The organism is Aeromonas sp. QDB39, from assembly GCF_027707585.1.
GTDB lineage: Bacteria > Pseudomonadota > Gammaproteobacteria > Enterobacterales > Aeromonadaceae > Aeromonas > Aeromonas hydrophila.
The window spans coordinates 21,011-47,088 of the sequence record NZ_JAPCIV010000023.1; the positions used below are offsets into that span (position 1 = coordinate 21,011).

Consider the following 26,078-nt stretch of genomic DNA (forward strand, 5'->3'; position numbering starts at 1 on the left):
TCTCTTGCGAGCTAAAAAATCGACCGAACAGGGCAACGCGACGTGACATGAATAATCTGATCTGAATGCTGAAAAGGGATCACAGCCTAAACCATGGAAAGAAAAATTGACACAACATGACCAAACTTTTTTTCATGCGGCCAAAATAATCTTGTTTTCACCCGGCCGGCGCCAAAAATCAGCGCCGCTGCCTCCCCGCCCACGGCCTTGAACGATAATAGTCTTAGCTTGGGCGGGTTCGACGCAACCGGATGGGACCGACCTGCCCTGCCACTCCCTTGCGCAACATGGATGTACCGACGTGACGCACCTGACCGGATACTGGATGAAATGGCTGTTGCCCTGGCTACTGTTGCCTGGCCTGGCGCAGGCCACGCAACCCCCGCTGACCCTGCTCAGCCACGAGCTGCCCCCCTTTACCCACACCAGCGACGGCAAGCTCGGCGGGCTGGCGGTGCAACTGGTGCAGGAGGCCCAGCAGGAGATGGGGGTCGACTACCCCATCAAGATCTACCCCCTCAAACGGGCGCTGGCGCTGACCCGGGTCGAGCCCGGCTTCGCCCTGTTCGTCATTCTGCGCACGCCCCAGCGGGAGCCCCAGTTCAAGTGGGTGGGGCCGCTGTTTCTGAACCGGGTGGTGATCTACCAGACCAGGGGCAGCCAGCCGCTGACCGATCTGGCCCAGCTGCGCCAGCTGGCGCGGGTCGGCGTGCTGCTCGGCAACGCCGATGACGAGCTGCTCACCCGCGAGGGCTACACCAATCTGGTGCGCTGCCAGACCATCGAAGATGCCATCGAACGACTGATGCTCGGCAAGATAGACGCCTTCCCCATGGGGGAGCAGATCATGCCGGCCATCCTGGCCAAGATGAAGTTCTCCCCCCGCAGCGTGGTGAACTCAGGGCTGTTGCTGCAGGAACACTGGCTCTACATCGTCTTCTCGAAGAGCGAGGATGACGCCGTGATCGCCCGCTGGCAGGCGGCCATCGACAAGGTCAGGGACCGTCACCAGCAGCCGCAGCGGCCCATCCGCCAACCCTGATTACACCAGCCCGCGCACCAGGATGCCGCCGATCAGCAGCGGTGCCAGCCAGCGCCAGCAGCCCATCACCAGGGTACGCCAGTGCAGCGCCAGCCCGGCGGGCAGCGCCTGGCGCCCCAGTTTCCAACCCAGCAGCAGGGTGAGCGCCAACCCGAACATGGGCATCATCAGGTTGGAGGTGACGAAGTCGAGCAGCTCGAAGATATTCTTGCCAAACAGGGTCACCTGCGCCCAGGGCCCGAACGACAGGCTGACCGGAATCCCCCCCGCCATCACCAGCGCGGTGATGAGGCCGCAAGCGGCCCGCCGTGACCAGCCCAGGCTCTCACTGACGAAGCACTGCAGGTGTTCCAGCAGCGAGATGGCCGACGACAGCGCCGCCACCACCAGCAAGGCGAAGAACACCACCGCCAGCCCCTGGCCGAACGGCAACTGCTGGAACACCGCCGGCATGGTCATGAAGGTGAGCCCCGGGCCGGAGGCGGGATCGATGCCGGTCGCCGCCAGCACCGGGAAGATCATCAAGCCTGCCAGTACGGCGATGAGGCTTGCCAGCAGCACCACCCAGAGGCTGGAGCGGCCGACCCCGTCACTGGAGGGCAGGTAGGCGCCATAGGTGGTGTGAATGCCAAGGCCGATGGAGAGGGAGAAGAAGGCCAGCCCCATGGCGTCAAGCACGCCGGACATGCCGAGCTTGCTGAAATCCGGCATCAGGAAGTGGCGCACCCCGGCCATGGCGTTGGGCAGGGTGAGGCCGAAGGCCACCAGCATCAGGATCATGATGAACAGGGCCGGCATCATCCAGCGCAGGGTACGCTCCACCCCCTTCTGCACGCCTCCCTGCACGAACCACCAGGTGAGCCCGGCAAACAGCAGGTGGGTCAGCACCGGCCAGAGCGGATCCCCCACATAGTCGTTGAAACGGGCGGTGAGGGCCGCGCCGTCACCGTGCTGCAGACTGCCCGCCAGCGCCATGCCGGTGTAGCCCAGGGTCCAGCCGCCCACTACGCTGTAGAAGCTGTAGATGAGCAGGCTGCTGAGCAGCCCCATGGCGCCGACCCAGCGCCAGCGCTTGCCCATCAGTGCACCGAAGGCCCCCACCACCCCACGTCGGCTCAGGCTGCCGAGCAAGGTCTCCCCCATCAGCACCGCCACCCCCAGGGTGAAGCTGAACAGCAGAAACACCAGCAGGAAGGCGCCACCGCCGTTGGCGGCCGTCACATAGGGGAACTTCCAGATAGCGCCGAGACCGACTGCGGAACCTGCGGCGGCCAGGATATAACCGAGCCGGGATGACCATTGGGACTGCTTCATAAGAACTCCAACCGAGGGGCCCGCCACAAGGGGCCCAAAATGACGCTCAGAGTACGGGGGGGGCTGCGCAATCACAACGCCTCTTATCTGGATAAAACGCGAATTGCTGGCATCATTACCTAATTAAATTCTATTTAACGCGCAATCCTGCCAACAAATAAAAACCGGAGCAATTTTGCTCCGGTTTTACAGGGTGGTGAACCAGCGTTGGGGACTAGATCACCCCCAGCTCCCGCAGCCGCTCCATCAGGTAGCTGTGGGCGGTGTGACGCTCGGAGAGCACCACGTCCGGGCGCGGATGGAGGAACAGCGGCAGGGAGATGCGGGACTTAGCGGCGCTGCCGCCGGTCGGGTTGATGACGCGGTGGGTGGTGGAGGGGTAATAGCCATGGGAGGCTTCCTGCAACATGTCACCGATGTTGATGATGAGGGTGCCAAAATCGCACGGCACGTCCATCCACTCGCCGTCGGACCCCTTCACCTGCAGGCCCGGCTCGTTGGCGGCAGGCAGTATGGTCAGCAGGTTGATGTCTTCATGGGCGGCGGCGCGGATGGCACCCGGCTCCTCGGTGCCGTCGAACGGCGGGTAGTGCAGCACCCGCAGCAGAGTCTTCTGGCTCTCTTCGATCATGGAGGAGAGCGGGCAGCTGTAGTGGGCGGCAATGTCGCTCGGGGTGTACTGCTCGACCCAGCCCAGCAGCTCGGCCGCCAGGTTGTTGGCGAGGCGGTAGTACTCCATCGCCTGCTCTTTCAGCTCGGCCGGCATCTGGCCCCAGGGGTAGAGGTGGAAGTACTCCTTGATGTCCTTCTGGCTGTGGCCCTTGGCCACCTCGGACACCGACGGCGGGAAGTAGCCGTCCTGGGTCTCGCGATTGAACAGAAAATCCTGCTTCTGCTCGCTCATGAAGAAGCGATACCAGTTGTCATAGATGGACTGCACCAGCTCTTTCGGGATGGGGTGATTGGTCAGTACCCCGAAGCCGGTGGTCCGCAGGGATTCGGTGAAGCGCTGCGCCGCATCGGGCGAGCGGTAATCGACGGTCAGGACTTTCATTGTTTTTGTTACATGCCAGTTAAATGATGGCGCAGTTTACCCCGTGACCGGCAACAAGGAAAGGGCGCGGGCCGCCACGCCGCCAGCCCGCGCAAATAGTGACAAACCGCTCAAAAAACGGCGCCGGCCAACACCGTTTTTCATCCCTTGTCCTGCCCCGGCATCCTCTCTAGAATGCCCCCACCATCCCTCTCGGAGCCCGTCGTCCATGTCCCCCAAGATCCTGTTGCTGACCCTACCTTTCCTGCTCGCCGGTTGCAGCTCGCTGTCGGAAGAAGAGTGCCGCACCATGAGCTGGTACAACCTGGGTTATCAGGACGGCGAGCAGGGCAAGACCCGGGCCGCCACCCGCGACTACGTCTCGACCTGCGGCGAATACGGCCTCAAGGTGGACGAGGCGGAGTGGAAACGGGGTTATGCCAAGGGGCTGGAGCTCTACTGCATTCCCGAGCTCGCCTACAGCAAGGGCAAGTCCGGTGCCGAGTATCAGGGCGTCTGTCCCAACGATGCCAGCTTCCTGACCCAGTACGATCGCGGCCGTCAGGAGTACCTGGTGGAGAAACAGCTCAGCGACCTCAAGAGCGACATGGAGCGGACCGAGCGCGACATCGAGACGCTGGAGCGCCAGATCCGCAACGAGAACGACAGCAAGCAGCGCGACTACTACCGCGCCCAGCGCGAACGCGCCATCCGTCACTACGAGGGGCTGCGCCGTGACTACAACCGGATCCGTTTCCCGGATCGGGTGATCCAGTTCTCCTTCGGGAACTGACAAACAAAAAAGGGGCCGACATGGCCCCTTTCTGTTGCTGTTTCTGTCCCTCAGGCGGGCAGAACCCAGCGCTGCAGCGCCAGCGCGATGCCGTCTTCGTTGTGATCGGCGGTGACCCGATCCGCCAGCGCCTGGATCTGTGACGCCGCGTTGCCCATGGCCACCGCCAGCCCCACCTGCTCGAACATGCTGATGTCGTTGTTGTTGTCGCCAAACGCCACCACGTTCTCCATCGCGATCCCTTCGCTCGCCGCCCACTGGGCCAGCCGGTTGCCCTTGCTGCAGCCGGGTTGCACCAGTTCCACCGCATAGGGCGCCGCCCAGTCACGGGTAAAGGGCAGTTGCTCCACCACCTCTGCCATGAAGTGATGGAGCAGGGCGGGATCCTGGTTGAACAGCTCCAGCTTCCAGACAGGCCGGCTGAGCCAGCTCGCCAGATCCTCCGCCGGCAACAGGGAGATCTTGAGATGATCCGGCTGGCTCGCCGACCAGTGGCGCATCCTGGTCACATGCTCCTCGCAGCCGAGGTAGCCGATCCCCTCATCAAGGTGGAACAGGGCCCCCATCTGGTGCGCCTGCACCTCCGCCAGCAGCCGGCTGAGGGGGGCCACCGCCAGCGGATCCCCGGTCAGGATCTGCTCCTGCACCGGATCATAGAGGTAGGCGCCATTGCTGCAGATGATGGGGGTGTCGAGGGCCAGCTCGTGATGGAAAGGACGGGCCGTCATGAAGTGGCGCCCCGTCACCAGCAGCACCTTGATGCCGTGGGCGCGGGCCTGGGCCAGCGCGGCCCGGGTGGCGGACGAGATCTTGTGATCCCGGGTCAGCAGGGTACCGTCCATATCCAACGCAATGGCCTGAAAACGACTCATATCACCTCCAAAATGTCGAAACGGTTGGGGTACCATACAGTCCCGTGTCCAGTGCAATGGCCTGAAAACGACTCATGTCACCGCCAACATGTCGAAACGAATGCGGCGCCATACCAACCCGCGTTCAAATAACGATTCATGCCACCGCCCAAGGCTGAACATAGCGGGCAGCACCGAGCGAGCGGGCAAGCAAGGCAAAGAGCCATACCGTCCCAGAGTCGGCGCCACGATGCAAGTGCCGGTTGCCCCCTTCGCGTCGTTCTGTGATCCCGTCAGCCGGCTTCCACCTGGACGTCGAGCCGCTGCCGCCGATCCGCCGCCCGGCGCAGACCATAGAAGCCGATGGCACAGAGCAGGCTGCACAACGCCGCCAGATAGAAGGGCCACTCGGTGCCCGCCAGCAGCACCAGACTGCCGACCACCACCGCCAGGATCTCGCTGCCCACCGCTAGCCCGCGATAGAGCCCCATCGCCTGCCCCTGCTGCTCGGCATGGCTGCGGTTGGAGACCGCCACCGAGGTCGCCAGCTCTCCCAGGCTCATGCCGATGCCGGTGGGAATGAAGGTGAGAGCCAGCCCCCACCAGTGGCCGGGCAGCACGAACATCAACATGCCCGCCGCCATCACCAGATGGCCGACCACCCCCAGACTGCTGCCACGCCAATGACGAGCCAGGCGTGAACCCAGCCAGGATCCCAGGATCATTGGCACGCTCACCAGCACGGCGGCCTGCGCCAGCTGCACCGGATCCCAGGCCAGCCGCTCCACCAGCCAGACGTTGAAATAGGTGAAGTAGAGCTGCACCGCGCCGTAACTAAGCAGGGTCAGCACGAAGTAGGGCAGCAGCGCCGGTTGCAGCAGTAGCTGGCGGGAAGAGAGGGCCGGTGCCGGCTGCTCACTGCGGACCGCCGCCGGCCGATTGGGCAGCAGCCAGAGCACCAGCAGCAGGTTGACCAGGGTCATGGCTACCGCCAGCCAGGCCGCCAGGCTGTAATCGCCGGAAACCACAGCGGCATAGCCGCCGATCATGGGGCCCACCACCCAGCCCAGGTTCATGCCGATGTTGATCCAGGCGAAGCTGCGCGCCTTGGTTTTGGCGGTGCTCATGTCGGCCGCCATGGCCTGCACGATGGCGATGTCACCGTTGAAGAAGCCCTCCACCACCCGGCTCAGCAACAGCAGCGGCAAGGATCGCCAGGCGATCCCCAGCGCCATCAGGGCGTAGCCCACCAGCACGCCCACCAGACAGAGGGTCAGCACCGGCTTGCGGCCATGACGATCGGAGAGCTTGCCGAGCCAGGGAGCCCCTACCAGTTGAAACAGTGGATAGAGCCCCATGATGACCCCCAGCCATACCTTGCGGCTCCAGTCCGACGCTGCCGGCGTCAGCATGCCCTGGGCCGGATCCAGCAACAGCGGCGCCAGCACCGGAGACGGCAGACTGAAGCCCGCCACCGCCAGCGTCACCGTCATCACCAGTACCCACAGGCTGGCCTGCCCCTTGATCCCTTCCATGTTCGCCCCATTAAATAAAGTTATTGGTTTATTTATGTTGGCGTTCAAACCAGATTAAGTAAAGTGAATTGTTGATTTAAAAAATCCCCCTCCCCATAATGCTCCTATCCATGCCAGAACCGCGGCCGCACCTGCCGACGATGAGAGCCTTGCCATGAACGCCAGCACCGACAAGATATTGTTTCTGCTCAAGAGCCACGGCCCACAGAGTGCCGCCGAGCTGGGAGAGCAGTTGCAGATGACCTCCATGGGGGCTCGCCAGCACCTGATGACGCTGGAGGCCGACGGCTGGGTGAGTTTCAACGACGAGGCCCGCGGGCGCGGTCGACCGGTACGGTTGTGGCACCTGACCGAGCAGGCCTGGCAACGCTTCCCCGACAGCCACAGCGAACTGACGCTGCAGCTTATCGACAACATCCAGCAGCTGTTTGGCGAGGTGGGCATGGAGCGGTTGATCGCCCAGCGGGAGCAGCAACAGCTGGCCCGCTATCAGGCCGAGCTGACCCAGCCGGCGCTGGCCGACAGGCTGGCGGCACTGACGGCGCAGCGCACGCGAGAGGGCTATATGGCGGATTTTCGCCAGGAGGAGGATGGCAGCTGGCTGCTGTGGGAGAGCCACTGCCCCATCTGCGCGGCGGCGCGGGCCTGCCGGGGTTTTTGTCGCAGCGAGCTGGAGATGTTTCGCCGCTTGCTGGCGCCGGCCGGGGTGGATCGGGAGCAGTATTTGCTGGAGGGGGATCACCGCTGTCTCTATCGCATCAGGCCGCAGCCCTGATCCACGAACGCCAGAAACAACAAAGCAGGCGCCGGGATGCCTGCTTTGTTGCCTTCGGGGAGGGGATGCTCTCGTTCCAGCCCGTCGTTGCCCGATAAGGTGAGACGGCTGATGGGGTTGTTGACCCGGTAAGGTCCTTCACCACAGAGACCGGGTTGGGTTTCTGTCTTGCCACCGGAAGATGTAACCATGGTATCCCTGCCGGCCCGGTGAGTGGTTGCGAAGTAGCATGTATTTTCAGTTGTTTTTGCAATAGTTCACCCTTAATCTAGGAAAAGTGAATTAGTAATTGCAACGAGGAACGGAGAATGCTGAAACTTGATCGCATAGACAGGCATATTCTGGAGCTGATGCAGGAGAATGGCCGCATCAGCAACCTGGAGCTGGCCGAGCTGGTCGGGCTCTCCCCCTCCCCCTGCTCCCGCCGGGTCAAGGCGCTGGAGGATGCCGGTCTCATCGACACCCACGTCACCCTGCTCAACGCCCGCCAGCTGGGGCTGACCCTCACCGCCTACATTCACATCTCCATGGACCGGCACACCCCGGAGCGGTTCGAAAATTTTGACCGCGCCATCAGTGAGCTGCCCGAAGTGCTCGAGTGTGACCTCATCACCGGCAACGATGCCGACTACCAGCTCAAGGTGGTGGTGCGGGACATGGAGCACTACCAGCACTTCCTGCTGGACAAGCTGACCCATATCCCGGGGGTGACCGGGGTGCGCTCCAGCTTCGTGCTGCGCCGGATCAAGCACAAAACGGCGCTGCCGCTCAACCATCTGGGCTGACCGCTGGCCCTGATCGGCGGGCCAGACCAGATAAAAGAAGAGGAGGCCACTGGCCTCCTCTTCTTTTATCTGCAGTCAGCGGCCTGCACTCAGACCGCTACCTGGCTGACATCCTGTACCTGCAACAGCCAGCCGGCCTGCTCCTGCTGCGGCTCACCGCTGACCCGTAGCCGCTCGCCGGTCGGCACCCACTGCCCCTCGGGCAAGGAGACCAGCAGGCTCTCGCTGCCGTTGTCGAATAGCCAGCGATCTTCACCCAGCGACTCGATCAGATAACCTTCCATCTCCACTCTGGACTCGGCTTGCCAGGATGGCGCAACGGAATCACGGCTCTCGATGAAATCCCCCTGAACACCAAAACTGGCCAGCCCCCACAGAATGGAGAGCCCAACCAACGATGATTGCATCTCGTCTCTCCTCTTTTGGAACTGTAGGGCCAGTATGGGAAGAGAAAACTGAGCACACCATGAACAAGATGGCAAAGTGCCGACGGGATCGCGAAAAAAACCGGCCAGTTGGCCGGTTGTGTCATTTTATGGCGCCTGGATCACACTATTTGGCGGCTTCCTCTGCCATCCGTGCGGCTCTTGGCTTATTCGTCCACATGGCAACACCGCGATGATCCGCGCAGATCCCCTCCTCCACCACGGCCCGCACCCAGGTACCGTCCTTGCAGATAGCCTGCCAGGCATCGGCATCGTCGATGGCCATCGAAGGGGCATGGGAACCGGCACTGCAGGCGGTCAGCAACAGGGCAAACAGGGGCAACAGAAGTTTCATCGGGTGATCCTCAGGCTGGATGGATGGGCCGCACTCAACGCCCCAGCTGGGCCGAGATGCGATCGCAGAGCTGCTTGAGCTGGGCCAGTTCAGCATCGGCCAGATCCACCTGATTGCGCAAGTTGTCCGCCAGACAGCATTCCCTCACCTCCTGCTGCAGCTGACGCCCCGCCTCGGTCAGGCCGATGCATTTTTGCCGCTCATCCTCGCTGGAGACGGTGCGGGTCAACCAGCCCTTGCTCTCCAGCCGCTTGACGATGGGGGTCAGAGTGCCCGCATCCAGCCCGGTCTCCTGACCGATCTCCTTGAGGCTGACCTCGTCCCGCGCCCACAGCGACAGCATCACCAGATACTGGGTGTAGGTGAGATCCAGCTTGTCCAGCAGCGGCCGATAGGCCCGCATCACCGCGTTGGAGGCGCTGTAGAGGGCAAAACAGACCTGCTTTTTCAATTCACTCATGGGGCACCTCGCTGACGACTGGGGCCAGTATACCCCAGGAAAATCGGGGGTCGAATAATTTGCACACAAAATAGTTGTCAGCCCGCATTTTCGGGATTAGTCTGAATTTACTTTGCACACAAACAAAATCAGAGACCCCGACATGAAGACGCTCTATCGCACTCAAGCCATCGCCCAGGCCGGCCGCAACGGTGAGGTTCACACCCTGGACAACAGCCTGCAGCTGGCACTGGCACTGCCGACCGCCCTCGGTGGCAACGGCAAGGGCAATAACCCGGAGCAGCTGCTGGCCGCCGGTTATGCCGCCTGCTTCTCCAATGCGCTGATCCACGTTGCCCACAAACTCGGTGCGCCCCTCTCCAGTGCTCCCGTCACCGCCGAGGTCGAGTTGCTGGCGCTGGACGATGGCCGCTTCAACTTCGCCATCACGCTGGACGTAGCGCTCGCCGCTACCCAACCTGAACAGGCGGCGCAGGCCGAGCAGATAGTGCGGCTGGCCCACCAGACCTGCCCCTTCTCCAACGCCATGCGGGGCAATGTGGTCACCCGGCTGCTGCTCAACGGCGCCCCGCTGGATGAGACGGCGTGAACCCGTTCAGCCTCAACCCCTTGGAAATAGCCATGCTGGCGACTCGCAGGTTGCCAACCCCCCTCACACTGGAGAAAAAACCATGAATCAGTCCAGCCATCAGATCCAGCTGCTGCGTCGCCCGGTCGGCCTGCCCAGCCTGGCCGATTTCACCCTGACCGAGGTGGCTCTGCCCGAGCTGCAAGAAGGAGAGGTGCGGGTCGCCAACCAGTGGCTGTCGGTGGATCCCTACATGCGCGGTCGCATGAGCGAAGCCAAGAGCTATGTGCCCCCCTTCCCCCTCAACGGCCCCCTCGATGGCGGCGCCATCGGCGTGGTGGAAGCCTCCCGTCACCCGGACTTCGCGGTGGGCGACCGGGTGAGCAGCATGCTGGGCTGGCGCGATCGCTTCGTCGCCAATGGCGCCCAGCTGACCCGCCTGCCCGACACCCGCTTGCCGCCCCAGCTCTTTCTCGGCGCCCTCGGCATGCCGGGTATGACCGCCTGGACCGGGCTCAACCGCATCGCCAAGCTGCAGGCCGGTGAAACCGTGCTGGTGTCGGCCGCCTCCGGCGCCGTCGGCTCCATGGTGGTGCAGCTTGCCAAACGGGCGGGGGCCCACGTCATCGGCTCCACCGGGTCGGCCGACAAGGTGGCCTACCTCAAGAGCCTGGGGGCCGACGAGGTGATCAACTACCGTGAGACTCCGGATCTCGATGCCGAGCTGGCCCGGCTGGCACCGGAGGGGATCCACGTCTACTTCGAGAACGTGGGGGGCGCCATGCTGGACGCCGCCCTCAACCACATGGTGGTACACGGTCGCATCGTGATGTGCGGCCTCATCGAGCAGTACAACGGCCAGAGCGAGGCGAGCGGCCCGCGCAACCTCTCCCAGGTGATCCGCAAACGCCTCACCATGCAGGGGCTGATCGTGTTCGATCACTGGCAGCATTACGGCGAGTTTCTGGCCGAGGTGACCCCGGCCTTCGACGCCGGCACCCTGCAGGCCGAAGAGACCGTCTATCAGGGGCTCGCCAGCATGCCGCAGGCCTTCATCGGGCTGTTCGAGGGGCTCAATACCGGCAAGATGCTGGTCAAGCTGGCGTGATCCGCAGCACTGGCGCCTGACGCCGCAGACTGCTTGCATGACGGGCCCATCCGCCCTAAGGTGGGCCCGTTTTTTATGGTGCAATCCGCCGCTTGTGCAAGGAGCCGCTCATGGGTTCCCTGCTTGTCTCGCGTCATCCCAGCAAGGAGCCCTTCTTATGTCTACCCCCTATCCCCACGTCGGCGGTCGATGACAGAGTGATCCTGACCAACCCATTACCCCCTCAGCAAGGAGCTCTTCTTATGTCTACTCCCTATCCCCGCGTCGGTGTCGGCGTGATCCTCACCAACCGCCAGGGCCAGGTGCTGCTTGGCAAGCGCAAGGGCAGCCACGCCCCCTACTGGTCCATCGCCGGCGGTCATCTGGAACTGGGAGAGACGTTCGAATCGGCAGCGATCCGGGAAGTGGCCGAGGAGACGGGTTTTCAGATCAGCAACTCCAGCGTCATCGCCGTCACCAACAACCTGGAGACCTGGCGTGAGAGCGGCCTGCACTATGTCTCGGTCACCCTGCTGGCCGAGGTAGAGGGAGAGCCCCAGCTGCTGGAGCCGGAGAAGTGCGAAGGCTGGGTCTGGTGCGATCCGCGCAATCTGCCCGAGCCCCACTTCGATGCCAGCCGCCAGTCCATCGCCTGCTGGCTGGCGAATCGTTGCTACCTGCCGACCTCGAGCCAGCCGGCCCCATAAGCCATCGCCTGCTGGCTGGCCGTTGCTATCTGCCGACGCCAAACCAGCCCACCCCATAGACCATCGCCTGCTGGCTTGCTGGCCGTTGCTATCTGCCACAACCAGGCCAGCCGATGGAGTGACCTGCGGCTAACAAGGCGCGGCAACCTGCCAGCAGCCCCTGATTTGTCATAAAAAAGTCACCGCTTTGTCATATCATCGGGGCGATGATGACAACGAGGGAGTGAGGACGTGGGGCAGGTGTTTATTCAGTTTTTATGGTTGGGCTGTGTCAGCTTCGGCGGACCCGCCGCCCATATCGGCTACTTCCAGCGCACCTTCGTCGAGCGACTGGGCTGGCTGACCCAGGCCGAATTCGCCCAGTTGCTGGCCCTCTGCCAGCTGCTGCCGGGCCCCGCCTCCAGCCAGCTCGGCTTTGCCATCGGCCGCCAGCGGGCCGGGCTCGCTGGGGCGCTGGCCGCCTTCGCCGGTTTCACCCTCCCCTCCTTTCTGCTGTTGCTGGCCGCCGCCATCGGTCTGGGCCAGCTCGGCAACAACATCTGGCTCGATGCCGCCCTGCACGGCCTCAAGCTGCTGGCGCTGGTGGTGGTCGCCGATGCAGTGCTCACCATGAGCCGCCAGTTCTGCAAGACCACGCGCAATCAGGGGATCATGGTCGCCACCGCGGCCGCCCTCTGGTGGCAGCCCGGCCTGCTCACCCAGCTCGTCATGCTGGCGGGCGCTGCCCTGCTCTGTGCCCGCATCGACGCACCGCAAACACCAGACCCACAGCCCTCGCCGGCTCAGTCCATGCCTGTGCACCAACCCCACTGGCCTACCCTGCTGCTGTTTGCCCTGCTGTTTGTCGGCCTGCCACTGCTGGGAGGCCCCGTCGGCCAGCTGGTCGCCGACTTCTATCGGGCCGGCAGCCTGGTGTTTGGCGGCGGCCACGTGGTGCTGCCCCTGCTGGCGGAGAGCGTGGGCCACAGCCTCAACCAGCAGCAGTTTCTGACCGGCTACAGCCTGGCCCAGCTGGTGCCCGGCCCCATGTTCACCCTAGCGACCTATCTCGGCGCCCAGTTGCTGCCGGCCAGCCCGGTGGGCGGCGCTCTGCTGGCGACCCTGGCGCTATTCCTGCCCGGCTTTTTGCTGCTGTGGGCCATGGGCCCCTGCTGGCAGAGCTGGCTGGCCCGCCCTCGCCTCGCCGGTGCCGTGGCCGGTATCAACGCCGCCGTGGTGGGTCTGCTGCTGGCGGCGCTCTATCAGCCGGTCTGGCAGAGCGCCGTGCTGGCTCCTACCGATCTGGCGCTGGCCGCCATCGGCTTCTATCTGCTGCGGGGACTCAAGCTGCCCATTCTGGCGCTGGCCACCCTGCTGGTGGTCGCCACCCTGCTGCTGGCCTGATAGGCCCAGGCAGCGGCCACAAAGAAACGGCCCCCTGCCGAGGCAGGGGGCCGTTTTTGCATTGATGCCCGGCGCCAGACTCAGGGCTCGGGATCGAAATCCAGACTCAGGCTGTTGACGCAGTAGCGCTGACCGGTTTCGGTCGGCCCGTCCGGGAAGACGTGGCCGAGGTGGGAGCCGCACTGCCTGCAGGTGATCTCCACCCGCTTCATGCCGTGGCTGCCATCCTCGGTGTAGGTCACGGTCCCCTCGATGGCCCGATCGAACGAGGGCCAGCCGCAGCCCGAGTCAAATTTGGCATCCGAGTGGAACAGCACCTGCTTGCAGCAGACGCACAGGTAGTCGCCGCTCTTGCGGTTGTGGAGCAGGGCGCCGCTGTAGGGACGCTCCGTGCCCTTCTCCCAGCAGACGTGATACTGCTCGGCGCTCAACTGCCGGCGCCACTGCTCGGGGTTGGGGGTGTTGCCGCTCATACTGACTCCTTGCCGTGAATATCGGTGCCCAGCATACCCAGTCAGGGCGCCGCGCTCTACCCCGCCAGCGGGAACTGTGATCCGGTTGGCAACACGACGGCAACATCCGGGGTGGCGACCACTCCCTCCTCGGCCAGCGCCACCGCACTCAGGGCGACCCGCTCCAGCAGCTTGAGGGAGTGGGCCCGGCCCACCGCCACCTGCCGCTTGATATCGTCGGGCAGGAACGGCAGCCCGTCGTTGGTGGCGGTGTCGATGGTCTGGATCCACTCCAGCCCCTCCCCCGGCGGCGGCAGACGGAACTGGATGTCGTAGTCGCTGGCGTTGAACAGCACGTACCAGCGCTCACCGCCGCAGCCGATCATGCCGATGTCCATGGCGAACGCCTGCCCCATGGGGGCGTGCCAGTCCTGATCGGTGAGCTGATGGCCGTCCGGGTGATACCAGTTGACCTGATGGCAGCTGCTGGGGGCGCCGTTCCAGCTGTCGTCGCTCAGCTGCAGGTTGGAGAAGACGGTGGACTCCGCCCGCAGCGCCAGCATCTGCTGGGTGAAGGCGAGCAGCCGTTCATCCTCCGGCCGCCACTGCCAGTTGACCCAGCTGATCTGGTTGTCCTGGCAGTAGGCGTTGTTGTTGCCGAGCTGGCTGCGGCCCATTTCGTCGCCGGCGAGGAAGTGCGGGGTGCCTTGCGACAACAGCAGGGTGGCGATCAGGTTGCGCTTCTGCTGCTGGCGCAGATTGTTGACCCGCGGATCCAGAGTCGGCCCTTCCACCCCGTGGTTGTTGGAGAGGTTGTTGCCGTGGCCATCCCGGTTGTCCTCGCCGTTGGCCTGGTTGTGGCGCTGGTTGTAGGAGACCAGATCCTCCAGGGTGAAACCGTCGTGATAGCAGAGGTAGTTGACGCTGGTATGGGGGGATCGCCAGTTCTTCGGGAACAGATCCCGTGAGCCGACCAGCCGGGTGGCAAAGTCCCCCATCTTGCCCGCATCACCGCGCCAGAAGGCGCGTACCGTGTCGCGGTAGCGGTCGTTGATCTCCAGCCACTGGCTCGGGAACTGGCCGAGCCGATAGCCGAACGGGCCGATATCCCAGGGCTCGGCGATGAGCTTGACCCGTGCCAGCACGGGGTCTGCCATCATGGCCTTGAAGAAGGCCCCCATGGGGTCGAACTCGCCCGCCTCCCGCGCCAGGGTGACCGCCAGATCGAAGCGAAAGCCATCCACCTGCATCTCGGTGACCCAGTAGCGCAGGGCGTCGAGCACCAGCCGCAGGCTGTTGGGGTGATCCAGATTGACGCTGTTGCCGCAGCCGGTGACGTTGGCGTGGCGAGTGTAATCGGGGCCGTGCGCCCCCGCCTCGAAGGCGTAGTAACCGGCGTTGTCAAAGCCCTTGAAGGAGAGCATGGGGCCGTCGAAGCCCGACTCCGCGGTGTGGTTGTAGACCACATCCAGGATCACCTCGAGGCCGGCCTTGTGCAGCTCGCGCACCATGGTCTTGAACTCGGTCACCGCCTCTTGCGCCGCATAGCGCGGCTCGGGGGCGAAGAAGGCGATGGGGTTGTAACCCCAGTAGTTGGTCAGCCCCAGCTGCTCGAGCCTGGGCTCGGACATGAAGGCCGCCACCGGCATCAACTGCACCGAGGTGATGCCAAGAGACTTGAGATGCTCGATGATAAGCGGGTGGCAGATGCCCAGATAGGTGCCGCGCAGCTCGCTCGGCACCCCCTGATGCTGGCGGGTGAAGCCCTTGACGTGGGTTTCATAGATGACGGTGCGGGCCGGCTCGATGGCGGGCTTGCCCACCCCCTGCCAGTCGAAGGCATCGTCCACCACCACGGATTTGGCCACCATGGCCGCACTGTCCCCCTGATAGAGGGCATCATCCCAGTGGGTCGGGCGGCTGAGCGCCTTGGCGTAGGGGTCGATCAGCAGCTTGTCCGGGTCGAACAGCATCCCCTCCTGCGACGTGCCGTGCACCCGGTAACCGTAGCGCTGACCGGCCTTGACGCCGCGCACATGGCCGAAGCGGTACTGGCCGCGCCGGCCGGGCAGCTCGAGGCGCGCCAGCTCCCGCTCCTGCTCGTCGAACAGGCAGAGCTCCACCTTGTCCGATTGCGGCGCCCAGACGCAGAAGTGACAACCCGTCTCGTCGAGCAGGGCCCCCAGCGGATGGTCCTGCCCCTTTTCCATTGCGAACATCAAGACTCCTGTTTGATGAACAAGGTCGCGAGCGGCGGCAGATCCAGCACTATGCTGTGCGCCATCCCCTGCCAGGGGGTCGGCTCGGCGACGAAGACCAGACCCACATCATAGTTGCTGCCCCAGTAATGCTCGCTGTCGGTGTTGAGCACCACCCGGTAGTGACCGGCCGCCGGTACCCCGAGCCGGTAGGCAAGCCGTGGCACCGGCGTGAAGTTGCAGGCCACCACCAGCGGGTTGGCCCCCTGCTTGTCGGCCCGCAGCCAGGCAAAGATGCTGTTGTCGGCGTCGTTGTGATCCAGCCAGCGGAAGCCGTTTTGCTCATAATCCGCCTGATACAAGGCAGGTTCATGACGGTAGAGGTGGTTGAGATCGTGGATCAGCCGCTGCTGGCCGCCGTGCTTGGGATACTGCAGCAGGTGCCAGGGCAGCTGGGCATCGTGATTCCACTCGTTGCTCTGGGCGATCTCGGTGCCCATGAAGTTGAGCTTCTTGCCGGGGTGGGCATACATGAAGCCCATGTAGGCGCGCAGGTTGGCCGCCTGCTGCCATTCGTCCCCCGGCATCTTGTAGAGCATGGAGTGCTTGCCGTGCACCACCTCGTCGTGGGAGAGCGACAGAATGAAGTTCTCGTCATAGTGGTACACCATGGAGAAGGTCATGTCGTTGTGGTGGTAGCGACGGTGAATGGGCTCTTTCTGCATGTAGGTGAGGGTGTCGTGCATCCAGCCCATATTCCACTTGAAGCCAAAACCCAGGCCGCCCAGGAAGGTGGGACGGGAGACCCCGGCGAAGGCGGTGGACTCCTCGGCGATGGTCATGGCGTGAGGGTACTTGCCGTACACCTCCTCGTTGGTCCACTTCAGCAGGCTGATCGCCTCGTAGTTGTGGTTGCCGCCATCGACGTTGGGCACCCACTCGCCGGCGTTGCGCGAATAGTCCAGATAGAGCATGGAGGCGACCGCATCCACCCGCAGGCCGTCGACGTGGAACTTGTCGAGCCAGAACAGGGCGCTGGCCACCAGGAACTGGCGCACCGTATTGCGGCCGAAATCATAGATGTAGGAGTTCCAGTCCGGGTGCCAGCCGCGGCGCGGATCCTCGTACTCGTAGAGCGGAGTGCCGTCGAAGCGGGCCAGCCCGTGGGCATCGGACGGGAAATGGGCAGGCACCCAGTCAAGGATGACGCCGATACCGGCCTGGTGGCACTGGTCGACGAAGTATTTGAAATCATCAGCCGTGCCGTAGCGGCTGGTGGGCGAGAACATGCCCACTGGCTGGTAGCCCCAGGAGCCGCTGAACGGGTGCTCTGAGACCGGCAGCAGCTCGATGTGGGTGTACTCCATCCCCTTGACGTAATCCACCAGCTCCACCGCCAGTTCGCGCCAGCTCAGGCTGTCACCGTTGGGGTGACGCTTCCAGGAGCCCACGTGCAGCTCGTAGATGGAGAGCGGCTGCTCGCGTTTGTCGTTGAGCTGGCTCTCGCGCCAGGCGGCATCCTGCCACTGGTACTGGTCGTGGTCATAGACCACGGAGGCGAACGAGGGGTACTGCTCGCAGTAGAAACCCACCGGGTCGCTCTTGTGCGGCAGCCGGTTGCCGGCCGGGTCTTTCAGTTCGAACTTGTAGCGATCCCCGGCCTTGAGGCCCGGCACGAACAGCACCCAGTGACCGCACTGGCTGCGCTGCATCGGGTGGCGACGGCCATCCCAGAAGTTGAAATCGCCGATGAGGCTCACCGCGGTGGCGCTCGGCGCATAGACCGCAAAACGCACCCCTTCCACTTGCTGATCCAGATGCTCCACGGTGCGCAGCTGGGCACCGAGCGTATGGTAGAGGTTTTCCGGCTGGTAGGTGAGTTCCGCCAACCCGGCCCAGCCCGCATCCTGGAACTGATAGGGGTCGATGACCTCGACGCTGGCATCTGGGTAGTCGGCAAGCAACTGGTAGGGGAAGGGATTTTTACGGCGGGTGAAAACAGTTTCAAAGAGGCCCGAATCATCGGTGGGCGCCAAGGTGGCAACAATCTTGCCCGACTTGAGATCCCTGACCCGTACGGCCTGGGCATCGGGTAACCAGACGGTCAGCTTGAGGCCGGGCCCATCCGGATTGGCCTGCAGGCCTAAGTGGGAGAAGGGATCGGAACAGCGGGCTGCAACCAAACGTTCAACGAGCATCGAGATTTCCTTTCATAGCTGAGCATCCGCTCCGGCCTGGGCCGAAGCGGATGTAAGTGAGTCACGTTTTGTCGGCAGTGGCTCAACGACTGGCCTCGTCACGGGCCTGGCTCATCTTGCCTGCCAGCGCCTTGAGCGCCTCATTGGCAAAAATATCCTCCAGATCGGTAGACAGCTTGCGGCGCCAGTTCGGGTACTCGTAACTGGTGCCCGGCACGTTGACCGGCTTGTCCATCTCCAGCCAATCCTCCAGCTGGGTGCTGAACAGGGCGCAGCTGCCGCGAGACATATGCAGTTGCAGACCGTGGTTGAGCTCGGTGTTCATGCCGACCCAGTTCACGTCGTGGCTGATGTTGCCGGAGATCACCCCGTGGCCGTGCAGGCTGTCGAGGATCCGCTGCTTGGCCTGGTGGCGATCAGCATACAGGGTCTTGAGTACGTCTTCATCCGGATACAAGCCCAGCTCGCGTCCCAGCGCCAGATCGTCGCAATGCCAGAAGCCCTTGAGGGTCGGCATGTCATGGGTGGTCAGCGCCGACATGGCCTGCTCGGCGTAGTGAGCCGGAGAGATGAAGCCGCCATCGGCCTTGGAGCGCTCGAAGAAGAACACCTTGTAGGAGTGGACGCCGTTCTCTTTCAGGGTCACGTCGATCCCCTCCGGCACGGTACCCAGATCCTCGCCGATCAGCAGGCACTGGTTGCGGTGGGACTCGAGGGCCAGGATGCCGAGCAGGTCGTTGACCGGGTAATAGATGTAGGCGCCTTTGGCGGCCGACTCTCCGGGCGGCACCCACCACAGGCGCAGCAAGGCCATCACGTGGTCGATGCGCAGCGCGCCGCAGGAGCGCATGTTGGCACGGAACAGATCCACCATCGGCTGGTAGGCCGCCTCGAACAGCTGGTTCGGGTTCATGGGGGGCAGGCCCCAGTTCTGGCCGAGCGGACCCAGAATATCGGGCGGCGCACCGACCGAGGCTTTCGGGCAGTAGAGATCCCGGTTGGCCCAGATCTCGGTGGAGCCTTCGGAGACGCCCACCGCCAGATCGCGGTAGATCCCCATCACCATGCCGGCCGCCTTGGCACGGGCGTCGGCCCGGGCCAGCTGCTCGTCGGCCAGGAACTGCAGATAAAGATAGAAATTCACATCCTGGCTATGCTCGGCCATCCAGGCCGCCACTTCGGGATTGTGGTAGTCACGGAACGGTTCCGGCCACACCGGCCAGCCCCAGGCATTCTCGCCTTTGGCGTAGAAGTGAGCCTGCAGGGCATCGAAGGCGGCCTGTTGCTGCAGGCTGTCGCCGCCGGCGGCAACGAAGGCATCGAAGGCGGCCTGACGCTCGGCGCTCAGACTGGCCTGGTCAAACACCTGACGCAGCATGCCGAGTTTGGTCTCGACGACGCCGGTGTAATCCACGTTGCCCTTGGCACGCAGCTCACTCAGGTGCTGCTGGAAGGCGGGGTTCGCCACCTCGGCCTTGAGCCGGGCATTGGCCAGAAATTCGGGCACGGCTTCCACATCGATGTAGGCCACGTTGAGCCAGCGCCGAGACGAGGGGCTGTAGGGACTGGCGCTCTCCGGGTTGGCCGGATAGAGGGCATGAATCGGGTTGAGACCGACGAAGTGGGCGCCCCAGGCGGCCATCTTCTCGACCAGCTGGCCCAGATCGCTGAAATCGCCGATGCCCCAGTTGTGGCGGCTGCGCAGGCAGTAGAGCTGCACACTCGGACCCCACACCTTGCGGCCATTGGCGATGGGAGGCTGCTTGTAGCACGCCTTGGGCGCGACGATGAGGCGCATGCTGGCGAGCGGCTCGTCGTTGCCCTCCTCCAGCAGGATCAGATCGTGATAACCCAGCTCGGGCTGCACAGCCAGAGCCACGCGATAGGCCTGGCACTCCATCTCTTCGAATTCGGCCACACCGACCAGCTCGCCGTCGATGGGGGTGAGCTGACCGGACAACAGGCCGCCCTGCTCCAGCTTGAGCTGCCAGCTGAGGGCGTCGTTGACGAATTCGATGGGCAGACGAACTTCGAGGGTAATGGGCTCGCCGCTGCGGAGCACCATCACGGGATCCAGCGCACGCAGCCAGTGCTGGCGGTGCTCCTGCTCAAGCTGCTCGGTCAGGGCGGCCTCGTCATCGACGCGGTAACCCATGGCGCCCAGCATGGCGGCCTTGCTCTCTTCGGATACCTGAGCCGGGTGGCCCCAGGCATCAACATACTCGCTGGCGATACCTTTGGCGGCAGCCAGCTGTTCAATCAGGGTGGTCATAGTTTGAGAATTCCCGCTGTGGATTCTATCTATACTATTTTGATTAATTTTTATGGGTGGTACTTGAACAGTGGCTCTATGGGCCATGCTAAACCGCGCACATTTTTACACATCTGCCTGGCTGGTTGTGTGACCGAGCAGGCACTATTGTTGATAACCGCACCGCCAGGAGATAGATAGTTATTTCGACAAAAGCTGGTAGTCAGTTACATAAACAGAAAATAAATTTCACAGTTTTTCATGATATAGCGCAATTTCAGACAGATTGTTGGTTGACTCACGGGGGAGTTCTAGTAAATTTACAAACGGAATTTTCTTTGACTACTGAACAGTTAGGTAACCAATTATGACTATCAAAGTAGGTATTAACGGTTTTGGCCGCATCGGCCGTTTCGTCTTCCGTCTGGCCGCTGAGCGTTCTGACATCGAAGTGGTTGGTATCAACGATCTGATCGACGTTGACTACATGGCCTACATGCTGAAGTACGACTCCACTCACGGCCGCTTCAAGGGCACCGTTGAAGTCAAAGACGGCAACCTGGTTGTCAACGGCAAAACCGTACGTGTTACCGCTGAGCGTGACCCGGCCAACCTGAAATGGGGCGAAATCGGTGTTGACGTTGTTGCCGAAGCTACCGGTCTGTTCCTGACCGACGAGACTGCTCGCAAGCACATCGCTGCCGGCGCCAAGAAAGTCGTTCTGACCGGTCCGTCCAAAGACGCTACCCCGATGTTCGTAATGGGCGTTAACGACGCTACCTATGCTGGCCAGGACATCGTTTCCAACGCTTCCTGCACCACCAACTGCCTGGCTCCGATCGCCAAGGTTCTGAACGATACCTTCGGTATCGAGTCCGGCCTGATGACTACCGTTCACGCTACCACTGCTACCCAGAAGACCGTTGATGGTCCGTCTGCCAAAGACTGGCGCGGTGGCCGCGGTGCGGCTCAGAACATCATCCCGTCCTCTACCGGTGCTGCCAAGGCTGTTGGCGTGGTTATCCCGGAACTGAAAGGCCTGCTGACCGGTATGGCTTTCCGCGTTCCGACTCCGGACGTGTCTGTTGTTGACCTGACCGTCAACCTGAAGAAAGCTGCCACCTACGCAGAAATCTGCGAAGCGATGAAAGCTGCTTCCGAAGGCGCCATGAAGGGCGTTCTGGGCTACACCGAAGACGAAGTTGTATCTACCGACTTCCTGGGTGAGCGTCAGACCTCCGTATTCGACGCCAAGGCTGGTATCCAGCTGAACGACAAATTCGTTAAAGTTGTATCCTGGTACGACAACGAAATGGGCTACTCCAGCAAAGTTCTGGACCTGATCGCTCACATCTCCAAGTAATTTGGGATACGCAATCAAGTAGCTTGAAAAAGGCGGCCATGGGCCGCCTTTTTGTATTCTGGACCGGGATTTTTCCAACCCTCTCTTCTGAATGTGCGCGAGCACAGGAGTCCTCATGCAACCGACACGCTCTCTGACTGCCCACTGTACCCTCAGCCACCACCCGGCTGGCCAACCCCTGCTGACCGTCGACAACGGCTACGCCAAGGCAGAAATCAGTCTGTTTGGCGCCCACGTGCTGAGCTACCAGCGTCACGGCGAACCCGCCTCCATCTGGCTCAGCGACAAGGCGGTACTGGATGGCAGCAAACCCATCCGCGGCGGCATTCCCCTCTGCTGGCCCTGGTTCGGCCCGGCCCCTGCCCGCGTCGGCAGCGGCAAGCCCTCCCATGGCTTTGCCCGCACCAGCCTGTGGACGCTGGACGGTGTCTCCGATCACGGAGACGGAACTTTGGTACACCTCTCTCTGCGTGACAACGAGGCAACCCGTCAGCTCTGGCCTCATGCCTTTGAGCTGGAGCTGGACGTGCTGGTCGGCAAGGAGCTGGCCCTGGTACTGACCACCCGCAACACCGGCAAAGCACCGCTCGTCTACAGCGGCGCCCTGCACACCTACCTGCAGATAAGTTCACCGGAGTCAGTGAGCGTCAGCGGCCTTGGCGAGCCCTATGCCGACAAGCTGACCGGCCAGAATGGCCAGCAGCAGGGCCCTCTGACCCTGAACGGCCCGCTGGATCGGGTCTATTGGCAGCCTGCGGCTCACGTCAGCATCCAGGATGGCGAACGCGAGACCCGGGTAGTCAGCGGCAACCACGACAGCGTGGTGGTCTGGACCCCCTGGCTGGAAGGCGCCCGCGCCATGGCCGACATGAGCGATGATGGTTATCGCACCATGCTGTGCGTCGAAGCCGCCATCGCCAGCGAGGCAGGCGTGACCGTCGCACCGGATGAAGAGCACAGCTTCTCCACCGTGATCATCTGAGCTGGATGAGGTTCAGATAAATAAAGAGGGCTCCCGCGGGAGCCCTCTTTGCATCTCTTTGTCTTGGTGATCAGGCATTGCCCTGGGTCTTGAGCCTGAGCTCGGCGGCGAAGTTGAGCATGCGGTCGAGCGGGATCAAGGCCTTCACCCGCAGATCCTCGTCCACCAGGATCTCGTGACGCTCGGCGCCATCGGTGAGGGCCTCCTTGATGGCCACCAGGCCGTTCATCGCCATCCAGGGGCAGTGGGCGCAACTGCGGCAGGTCGCACCATCGCCACCGGTCGGCGCCTCCACCATCTCTTTCTCCGGGCAGGCCTGCTGCATCTTGTAGAAGATGCCGCGATCAGTCGCCACGATGAGCTTCTGCTGGGGCAGCTCCTTGGCCGCCTTGATCAGCTGGCTGGTAGAGCCCACCGCATCGGCCAGCTCGATCACCGAGGCAGGGGACTCCGGGTGGACTAGCACGGCGGCATCCGGATTCTGCTCCTTCAGCTCACGCAGGGCGCGGGCCTTGAACTCGTCGTGGACGATGCAGTGCCCCTGCCAGCGCAACATCTCGGCGCCAGTCTTCTTCTCGATGTAGGCACCGAGGTGACGGTCCGGGCCCCAGATGATCTTGTGACCCTGGCTGTCCAGATGTTCGACGATCTCCAGCGCGATGCTGGAGGTGACCACCCAGTCCGCCCGCGCTTTCACCGCCGCCGAAGTATTGGCATAGACCACCACGATATGGTCGGGATGGGCGTCGCAGAAGGCGGAGAACTGCTCGATGGGGCAACCCAGATCAAGCGAGCACTCGGCCTCCAGCGTCGGCATCAGGACTCGCTTGTGGGGGCTCAGGATCTTGGAGGTCTCTCCCATGAAGCGCACCCCGGCGACGATCAGGGTCTGTGCCTCATGATCGCGGCCAAAGCGGGCCATCTCGAGGGAGTCGCCGACGAAGCCACCGGTCTCCTCCGCCAGCGCCTGGATCTCGGGATCCGTGTAGTAGTGGGCGACCAGCACCGCCTTGCGTTCCTTGAGCAGTGCCTTGATGTCTGCGATCAGGGTCGTCTTCTGCTCGGCGCTCAGGGGAAGGGGCTTGGCCGGAAACGGATAGTCCATCTCGACTACCGGCGGGACATTGTTCAGTGCATTGCTCATTGCGACTGTTCCATCAACGCTTGGAAAGGCAAAAATTATAACCAGAAGCCGCGCACAAACCCATCAACAAATCCGGTGCTGCACAAGTGTCCGAATATACTCAAGTAATTCGTTGTCATTCTTGCCAAAGGAGTTGTCGAATGAAACAACGTTCCCTCAAAACCAAGCTGCTATTGCTCACCATGGGGCTGTTTCTCGCCAGTGGCCTCGCCATGACCCTGATGCAGTCCTCCTCGCTGAACACCCTGCGCAGCAACATCGTCAGCCAGACCCGCCAGGCGCTGGAGCAGGAAGTCTCCCGTACCCTGCAGTTCCAGGCCGAACGCTATGCGGTGCAGATCGCCGACCTGCTGCAGCAGTCCTATCAGGTGCCGCTGGGCATGGCGGCCCAGCTGGAGGGCAGCATGGCGCAGCCGGACAGGCTGCTGAGCCGCCCCCAGGTCGAGACGCTGCTCCAAAGCCGACTGCAGCAAGCGGGCGGTATCAGTTCCATCTATGCCCAGTTTGAACCCGACGGGTACGACGGCCAGGATGCCAGCTGGCAAGCCGGCGCCTCCCACTCCGTCGTCGGCAAGGGCAGCCTGGAAATTTATTTCACTCGCGACCAGGGCGGCCAGATCAGCCAGCAGCCGGTGGATGCCGCCACCAGTGCCGCCAAATACGATACCTCGGTCAACGAGTTCGGCATCCGCAACAGCGAATGGTACCTGTGCGGCCGCGACACCCTGCGCCCCTGTCTGATGGAGCCCTACCTCTACGAGATAAGCCCAGGCAACAAGATGCTGATGACCAGCCTGACGGTGCCCGTTCTGAAAGCCGGCAAGTTTGCCGGCATCACCGGCGTCGACATGAACCTGCCCATCTTCCAGCAACTGGCCGAGAACCTCGGCAAGAGCCTGTATGACAACCAGGCCGAGGTCACTCTGGTCAGCAAGATGGGCCTCATCGTCGGCAGCAACCGTCACGCCGACAAGCTGGGGCGGCCGCTGACGGAAGCCGGCCTCACCGCCCCCACCGGCCAGGAGCAGGACACCGAGACCGACTTCATCCTGCAACAACCGGTCAGGATCGACGCCGCCGATACCCAGTGGTGGCTGATGCTCAAGGTGCCCAAGGCGCTGGCCCTCAGTCAGGCCAACACCATCAGCAACCAGCTTGGCGACTTGCTGCAGGCCACCCAGCAGCAACAGCTGATCGCCATCGTCGTCATCACCCTGCTGGCGCTGGCGCTGCTCATCTGGTTCATCCAGACCATCACGGCCCCCCTCTCCCTCATCAGCCGCCATGTGTCCCACCTCTCCAGCAACGAGGGGGACCTGACCCAGCAGATGAGGATAGACACCCACCAGGAGCTGATCGAGCTGGGCGGCCACCTCAACGCCTTCCTCGGCAAGTTGCGCGGCATGGTTCAGGGCAGCAAGCAGATTGGCCAGCAGGTGCACCAGCAGGCTCAGGGCATGAAGCAGACGGCCGATACCATGCGCAGCAGTCTGGACGAGCAGAGTCTGGAGCTGGAAAGCGTGGTCAGTGCCATGCATCAGATGAGCACCACGGCGGTCAGTGTGGCGGGCTATGCCGAGCAGGCAGCCCAGGAATCGGAGACGGCCACCCATCACATCAGCACGGCCCAGCAGACCCTGAGCCGGGCCCGCACCGAGATCCACACCCTGGTTGAAGACATGCACCTCGCCGACAAGGCCGTCGCCCAGGTGGCCCAGCGCAGCACCAACATCAGCCGCATTCTCGACGTGATAAGAGCCATTGCCGAGCAGACCAACCTGCTGGCGCTCAATGCGGCAATCGAGGCGGCGCGGGCCGGCGACATGGGGCGCGGCTTTGCCGTGGTAGCGGACGAAGTGCGGGCGCTGGCCAACAAGACCCGGGAGTCCACCGACGAGATAGGTCAGCTCATCGGCAGCCTGCAGACCGAGGTCAACAGCAGCCAGCAGTTGATGAGTACCGGCATCACTCGCTCGGCCAGCACGGTGGAAGGGACGGAGCAGGCCTTTGAGGCCCTCAATCAGGTGGTCACCCAGATCCAGCAGATCCACGATCACATTAGCCAGGTGGCCACGGCGGCCGAGCAGCAGAGCGCCGTCAGCGACACCATCAACCAGAATCTGATGCGGATCGGCGACGCCGCCACCACCCTGGGGCAGGAGGCCAACGCCAGCCATCACCTGAGCGAGCAGCTGGAGCAGGCCGCCACAGCACTGGCCACCCAGCTCGAGCGGCTGAGAACCTGATGCCGAACGGCCATAAAAAAAGCCCGCATTGCTGCGGGCTTTTTCAATCTGGTGGTCGTTACTGGGATCGAACCAGTGACCCCCTCCTTGTAAGGGAGGTGCTCTCCCAGCTGAGCTAAACGACCTGGGAG

At 63.0% G+C, this 26,078-nt stretch carries 24 protein-coding genes and 1 tRNA gene; 11 read left to right on the forward strand and 14 right to left on the reverse strand.

The genetic code is table 11. The annotated features are described in order from the left end of the window. The first annotated feature begins 325 nt into the window (after nucleotides 1-325). Complete coding sequence (locus PG899_RS14535) at nucleotides 326-1,042, forward strand: substrate-binding periplasmic protein (protein WP_077096553.1); 717 nt, start codon at nucleotides 326-328, stop codon at nucleotides 1,040-1,042. On the opposite strand, the gene PG899_RS14540 is transcribed toward PG899_RS14535, so the two are convergent. Both PG899_RS14540 and PG899_RS14545 read right to left on the reverse strand, forming a co-directional pair. Then, nucleotides 1,043-2,356 carry a sodium-dependent transporter gene (locus PG899_RS14540; protein ID WP_011707342.1) on the reverse strand — a complete coding sequence of 438 codons (1,314 nt, stop codon included), beginning with the start codon at nucleotides 2,354-2,356 and terminating at the stop codon, nucleotides 1,043-1,045. Nucleotides 2,357-2,570: 214 nt separating this feature from the next. Further along, the gene (locus tag PG899_RS14545; protein ID WP_011707343.1) at nucleotides 2,571-3,410 is read right to left on the reverse strand and encodes an isopenicillin N synthase family dioxygenase; all 840 of its coding nucleotides are present in this window, start codon (nucleotides 3,408-3,410) and stop codon (nucleotides 2,571-2,573) included. Between the two features lie 208 nt (nucleotides 3,411-3,618). Here PG899_RS14545 and PG899_RS14550 point away from each other — a divergent pair, with 208 nt between their 5' ends. Further along, the gene (locus tag PG899_RS14550; RefSeq protein WP_011707344.1) at nucleotides 3,619-4,182 is read left to right on the forward strand and encodes a DUF2799 domain-containing protein; all 564 of its coding nucleotides are present in this window, start codon (nucleotides 3,619-3,621) and stop codon (nucleotides 4,180-4,182) included. Between the two features lie 50 nt (nucleotides 4,183-4,232). On the opposite strand, the gene PG899_RS14555 is transcribed toward PG899_RS14550, so the two are convergent. Beyond that, nucleotides 4,233-5,054: a Cof-type HAD-IIB family hydrolase gene (locus PG899_RS14555; RefSeq protein WP_043127345.1), complete on the reverse strand. Its 822-nt coding sequence runs from the start codon at nucleotides 5,052-5,054 to the stop codon at nucleotides 4,233-4,235. 272 nt (nucleotides 5,055-5,326) lie between these two features. Next, a complete protein-coding gene (locus PG899_RS14560) occupies nucleotides 5,327-6,568 on the reverse strand; it encodes an MFS transporter (protein WP_077097384.1) in 1,242 nt (413 codons plus the stop codon). A gap of 154 nt (nucleotides 6,569-6,722) precedes the next feature. Between PG899_RS14560 and PG899_RS14565 the strand changes: the two genes are divergently transcribed. Further along, a complete protein-coding gene (locus PG899_RS14565; RefSeq protein ID WP_077097386.1) occupies nucleotides 6,723-7,343 on the forward strand; it encodes a helix-turn-helix transcriptional regulator in 621 nt (206 codons plus the stop codon). On the opposite strand, the gene PG899_RS14570 is transcribed toward PG899_RS14565, so the two are convergent. Next, nucleotides 7,319-7,534 carry a hypothetical protein gene (locus PG899_RS14570; protein WP_135318988.1) on the reverse strand — a complete coding sequence of 72 codons (216 nt, stop codon included), beginning with the start codon at nucleotides 7,532-7,534 and terminating at the stop codon, nucleotides 7,319-7,321. The two genes, PG899_RS14565 and PG899_RS14570, sit on opposite strands and share 25 nt — an antisense overlap. A 117-nt stretch (nucleotides 7,535-7,651) precedes the next feature. Between PG899_RS14570 and PG899_RS14575 the strand changes: the two genes are divergently transcribed. Then, a complete protein-coding gene (locus PG899_RS14575) occupies nucleotides 7,652-8,128 on the forward strand; it encodes an Lrp/AsnC family transcriptional regulator (RefSeq protein WP_005304871.1) in 477 nt (158 codons plus the stop codon). A gap of 89 nt (nucleotides 8,129-8,217) precedes the next feature. Here PG899_RS14575 and PG899_RS14580 read toward each other — a convergent pair whose 3' ends face one another. The 3 genes from PG899_RS14580 to PG899_RS14590 all read right to left on the reverse strand — a co-directional run bounded on the left by PG899_RS14580 (nucleotide 8,218) and on the right by PG899_RS14590 (nucleotide 9,368). After that, nucleotides 8,218-8,535 carry a hypothetical protein gene (locus PG899_RS14580; RefSeq protein ID WP_016351944.1) on the reverse strand — a complete coding sequence of 106 codons (318 nt, stop codon included), beginning with the start codon at nucleotides 8,533-8,535 and terminating at the stop codon, nucleotides 8,218-8,220. 145 nt (nucleotides 8,536-8,680) lie between these two features. After that, complete coding sequence (locus PG899_RS14585) at nucleotides 8,681-8,908, reverse strand: DUF3761 domain-containing protein (RefSeq protein ID WP_077097388.1); 228 nt, start codon at nucleotides 8,906-8,908, stop codon at nucleotides 8,681-8,683. Between the two features lie 34 nt (nucleotides 8,909-8,942). Continuing rightward, nucleotides 8,943-9,368 carry a MarR family winged helix-turn-helix transcriptional regulator gene (locus PG899_RS14590; protein WP_016351946.1) on the reverse strand — a complete coding sequence of 142 codons (426 nt, stop codon included), beginning with the start codon at nucleotides 9,366-9,368 and terminating at the stop codon, nucleotides 8,943-8,945. 142 nt (nucleotides 9,369-9,510) lie between these two features. On the opposite strand from PG899_RS14590, the gene PG899_RS14595 reads away from it, so the two are divergent. From PG899_RS14595 to chrA, 4 genes are all read left to right on the forward strand, one after another. Next, a complete protein-coding gene (locus PG899_RS14595) occupies nucleotides 9,511-9,957 on the forward strand; it encodes an organic hydroperoxide resistance protein (protein WP_179101488.1) in 447 nt (148 codons plus the stop codon). Between the two features lie 82 nt (nucleotides 9,958-10,039). Further along, on the forward strand, nucleotides 10,040-11,044 hold the full coding sequence (locus PG899_RS14600) for an NADP-dependent oxidoreductase (RefSeq protein ID WP_190283791.1): 1,005 nt from the start codon (nucleotides 10,040-10,042) through the stop codon (nucleotides 11,042-11,044). Between the two features lie 242 nt (nucleotides 11,045-11,286). Beyond that, nucleotides 11,287-11,730 carry a nucleotide triphosphate diphosphatase NUDT15 gene (locus PG899_RS14605; RefSeq protein ID WP_077097392.1) on the forward strand — a complete coding sequence of 148 codons (444 nt, stop codon included), beginning with the start codon at nucleotides 11,287-11,289 and terminating at the stop codon, nucleotides 11,728-11,730. Between the two features lie 231 nt (nucleotides 11,731-11,961). Next, nucleotides 11,962-13,113: a chromate efflux transporter gene (gene chrA, locus PG899_RS14610; RefSeq protein WP_077097394.1), complete on the forward strand. Its 1,152-nt coding sequence runs from the start codon at nucleotides 11,962-11,964 to the stop codon at nucleotides 13,111-13,113. A gap of 80 nt (nucleotides 13,114-13,193) precedes the next feature. Here the strand turns inward: chrA and msrB are convergent, their stop codons facing one another. From msrB to malQ, 4 genes are all read right to left on the reverse strand, one after another. After that, the gene (gene msrB, locus PG899_RS14615; protein WP_077097396.1) at nucleotides 13,194-13,586 is read right to left on the reverse strand and encodes a peptide-methionine (R)-S-oxide reductase MsrB; all 393 of its coding nucleotides are present in this window, start codon (nucleotides 13,584-13,586) and stop codon (nucleotides 13,194-13,196) included. A 56-nt stretch (nucleotides 13,587-13,642) separates the two neighbouring features. Then, nucleotides 13,643-15,784: a glycogen debranching protein GlgX gene (gene glgX, locus PG899_RS14620; protein WP_077097398.1), complete on the reverse strand. Its 2,142-nt coding sequence runs from the start codon at nucleotides 15,782-15,784 to the stop codon at nucleotides 13,643-13,645. Beyond that, nucleotides 15,784-17,961, reverse strand: coding sequence for a 1,4-alpha-glucan branching protein GlgB (gene glgB / locus PG899_RS14625; RefSeq protein WP_077097400.1), 2,178 nt, complete (start codon nucleotides 17,959-17,961; stop codon nucleotides 15,784-15,786). Before glgB ends, glgX begins: the two co-directional genes overlap by 1 nt. A gap of 82 nt (nucleotides 17,962-18,043) precedes the next feature. After that, nucleotides 18,044-20,233 carry a 4-alpha-glucanotransferase gene (gene malQ, locus PG899_RS14630; protein ID WP_179101489.1) on the reverse strand — a complete coding sequence of 730 codons (2,190 nt, stop codon included), beginning with the start codon at nucleotides 20,231-20,233 and terminating at the stop codon, nucleotides 18,044-18,046. A 346-nt stretch (nucleotides 20,234-20,579) separates the two neighbouring features. Here malQ and gap point away from each other — a divergent pair, with 346 nt between their 5' ends. Beyond that, entirely contained in the window at nucleotides 20,580-21,575 is a 996-nt protein-coding gene (gene gap, locus PG899_RS14635; RefSeq protein ID WP_011707358.1) for a type I glyceraldehyde-3-phosphate dehydrogenase, read from the forward strand. 115 nt (nucleotides 21,576-21,690) lie between these two features. After that, nucleotides 21,691-22,557, forward strand: a complete 867-nt coding sequence (locus PG899_RS14640; RefSeq protein ID WP_077097404.1) for a D-hexose-6-phosphate mutarotase — start codon at nucleotides 21,691-21,693, stop codon at nucleotides 22,555-22,557. A 70-nt stretch (nucleotides 22,558-22,627) separates the two neighbouring features. On the opposite strand, the gene nadA is transcribed toward PG899_RS14640, so the two are convergent. After that, the gene (gene nadA / locus PG899_RS14645) at nucleotides 22,628-23,701 is read right to left on the reverse strand and encodes a quinolinate synthase NadA (RefSeq protein ID WP_045789014.1); all 1,074 of its coding nucleotides are present in this window, start codon (nucleotides 23,699-23,701) and stop codon (nucleotides 22,628-22,630) included. Nucleotides 23,702-23,841: 140 nt separating this feature from the next. Here nadA and PG899_RS14650 point away from each other — a divergent pair, with 140 nt between their 5' ends. After that, nucleotides 23,842-25,947, forward strand: coding sequence for a methyl-accepting chemotaxis protein (locus PG899_RS14650; protein WP_190283792.1), 2,106 nt, complete (start codon nucleotides 23,842-23,844; stop codon nucleotides 25,945-25,947). 49 nt (nucleotides 25,948-25,996) lie between these two features. On the opposite strand, the gene PG899_RS14655 is transcribed toward PG899_RS14650, so the two are convergent. Continuing rightward, nucleotides 25,997-26,072: transfer RNA gene (locus PG899_RS14655), tRNA-Val, on the reverse strand. Nucleotides 26,073-26,078 lie beyond the last annotated feature (6 nt).

Excerpts from the sequence above, each read along its gene's own strand:
- PG899_RS14555 (WP_043127345.1), bottom strand. The coding sequence starts at position 5,054 with ATGAGTCGTTTTCAGGCCATTGCGTTGGATATGGACGGTACCCTGCTG.
- PG899_RS14595 (WP_179101488.1), top strand. The coding sequence starts at position 9,511 with ATGAAGACGCTCTATCGCACTCAAGCCATCGCCCAGGCCGGCCGCAAC.
- PG899_RS14605 (WP_077097392.1), top strand. The coding sequence starts at position 11,287 with ATGTCTACTCCCTATCCCCGCGTCGGTGTCGGCGTGATCCTCACCAAC.
- gap (WP_011707358.1), top strand. The coding sequence starts at position 20,580 with ATGACTATCAAAGTAGGTATTAACGGTTTTGGCCGCATCGGCCGTTTC.
- PG899_RS14545 (WP_011707343.1), bottom strand. The coding sequence starts at position 3,410 with ATGAAAGTCCTGACCGTCGATTACCGCTCGCCCGATGCGGCGCAGCGC.
- PG899_RS14570 (WP_135318988.1), bottom strand. The coding sequence starts at position 7,534 with ATGGTTACATCTTCCGGTGGCAAGACAGAAACCCAACCCGGTCTCTGT.
- PG899_RS14535 (WP_077096553.1), top strand. The coding sequence starts at position 326 with ATGAAATGGCTGTTGCCCTGGCTACTGTTGCCTGGCCTGGCGCAGGCC.
- nadA (WP_045789014.1), bottom strand. The coding sequence starts at position 23,701 with ATGAGCAATGCACTGAACAATGTCCCGCCGGTAGTCGAGATGGACTAT.
- PG899_RS14585 (WP_077097388.1), bottom strand. The coding sequence starts at position 8,908 with ATGAAACTTCTGTTGCCCCTGTTTGCCCTGTTGCTGACCGCCTGCAGT.
- PG899_RS14650 (WP_190283792.1), top strand. The coding sequence starts at position 23,842 with ATGAAACAACGTTCCCTCAAAACCAAGCTGCTATTGCTCACCATGGGG.
- PG899_RS14560 (WP_077097384.1), bottom strand. The coding sequence starts at position 6,568 with ATGGAAGGGATCAAGGGGCAGGCCAGCCTGTGGGTACTGGTGATGACG.
- PG899_RS14575 (WP_005304871.1), top strand. The coding sequence starts at position 7,652 with ATGCTGAAACTTGATCGCATAGACAGGCATATTCTGGAGCTGATGCAG.
- malQ (WP_179101489.1), bottom strand. The coding sequence starts at position 20,233 with ATGACCACCCTGATTGAACAGCTGGCTGCCGCCAAAGGTATCGCCAGC.
- glgB (WP_077097400.1), bottom strand. The coding sequence starts at position 17,961 with ATGCTCGTTGAACGTTTGGTTGCAGCCCGCTGTTCCGATCCCTTCTCC.
- PG899_RS14590 (WP_016351946.1), bottom strand. The coding sequence starts at position 9,368 with ATGAGTGAATTGAAAAAGCAGGTCTGTTTTGCCCTCTACAGCGCCTCC.
- glgX (WP_077097398.1), bottom strand. The coding sequence starts at position 15,784 with ATGTTCGCAATGGAAAAGGGGCAGGACCATCCGCTGGGGGCCCTGCTC.
- PG899_RS14580 (WP_016351944.1), bottom strand. The coding sequence starts at position 8,535 with ATGCAATCATCGTTGGTTGGGCTCTCCATTCTGTGGGGGCTGGCCAGT.
- PG899_RS14565 (WP_077097386.1), top strand. The coding sequence starts at position 6,723 with ATGAACGCCAGCACCGACAAGATATTGTTTCTGCTCAAGAGCCACGGC.
- msrB (WP_077097396.1), bottom strand. The coding sequence starts at position 13,586 with ATGAGCGGCAACACCCCCAACCCCGAGCAGTGGCGCCGGCAGTTGAGC.
- PG899_RS14600 (WP_190283791.1), top strand. The coding sequence starts at position 10,040 with ATGAATCAGTCCAGCCATCAGATCCAGCTGCTGCGTCGCCCGGTCGGC.
- PG899_RS14550 (WP_011707344.1), top strand. The coding sequence starts at position 3,619 with ATGTCCCCCAAGATCCTGTTGCTGACCCTACCTTTCCTGCTCGCCGGT.
- PG899_RS14540 (WP_011707342.1), bottom strand. The coding sequence starts at position 2,356 with ATGAAGCAGTCCCAATGGTCATCCCGGCTCGGTTATATCCTGGCCGCC.
- PG899_RS14640 (WP_077097404.1), top strand. The coding sequence starts at position 21,691 with ATGCAACCGACACGCTCTCTGACTGCCCACTGTACCCTCAGCCACCAC.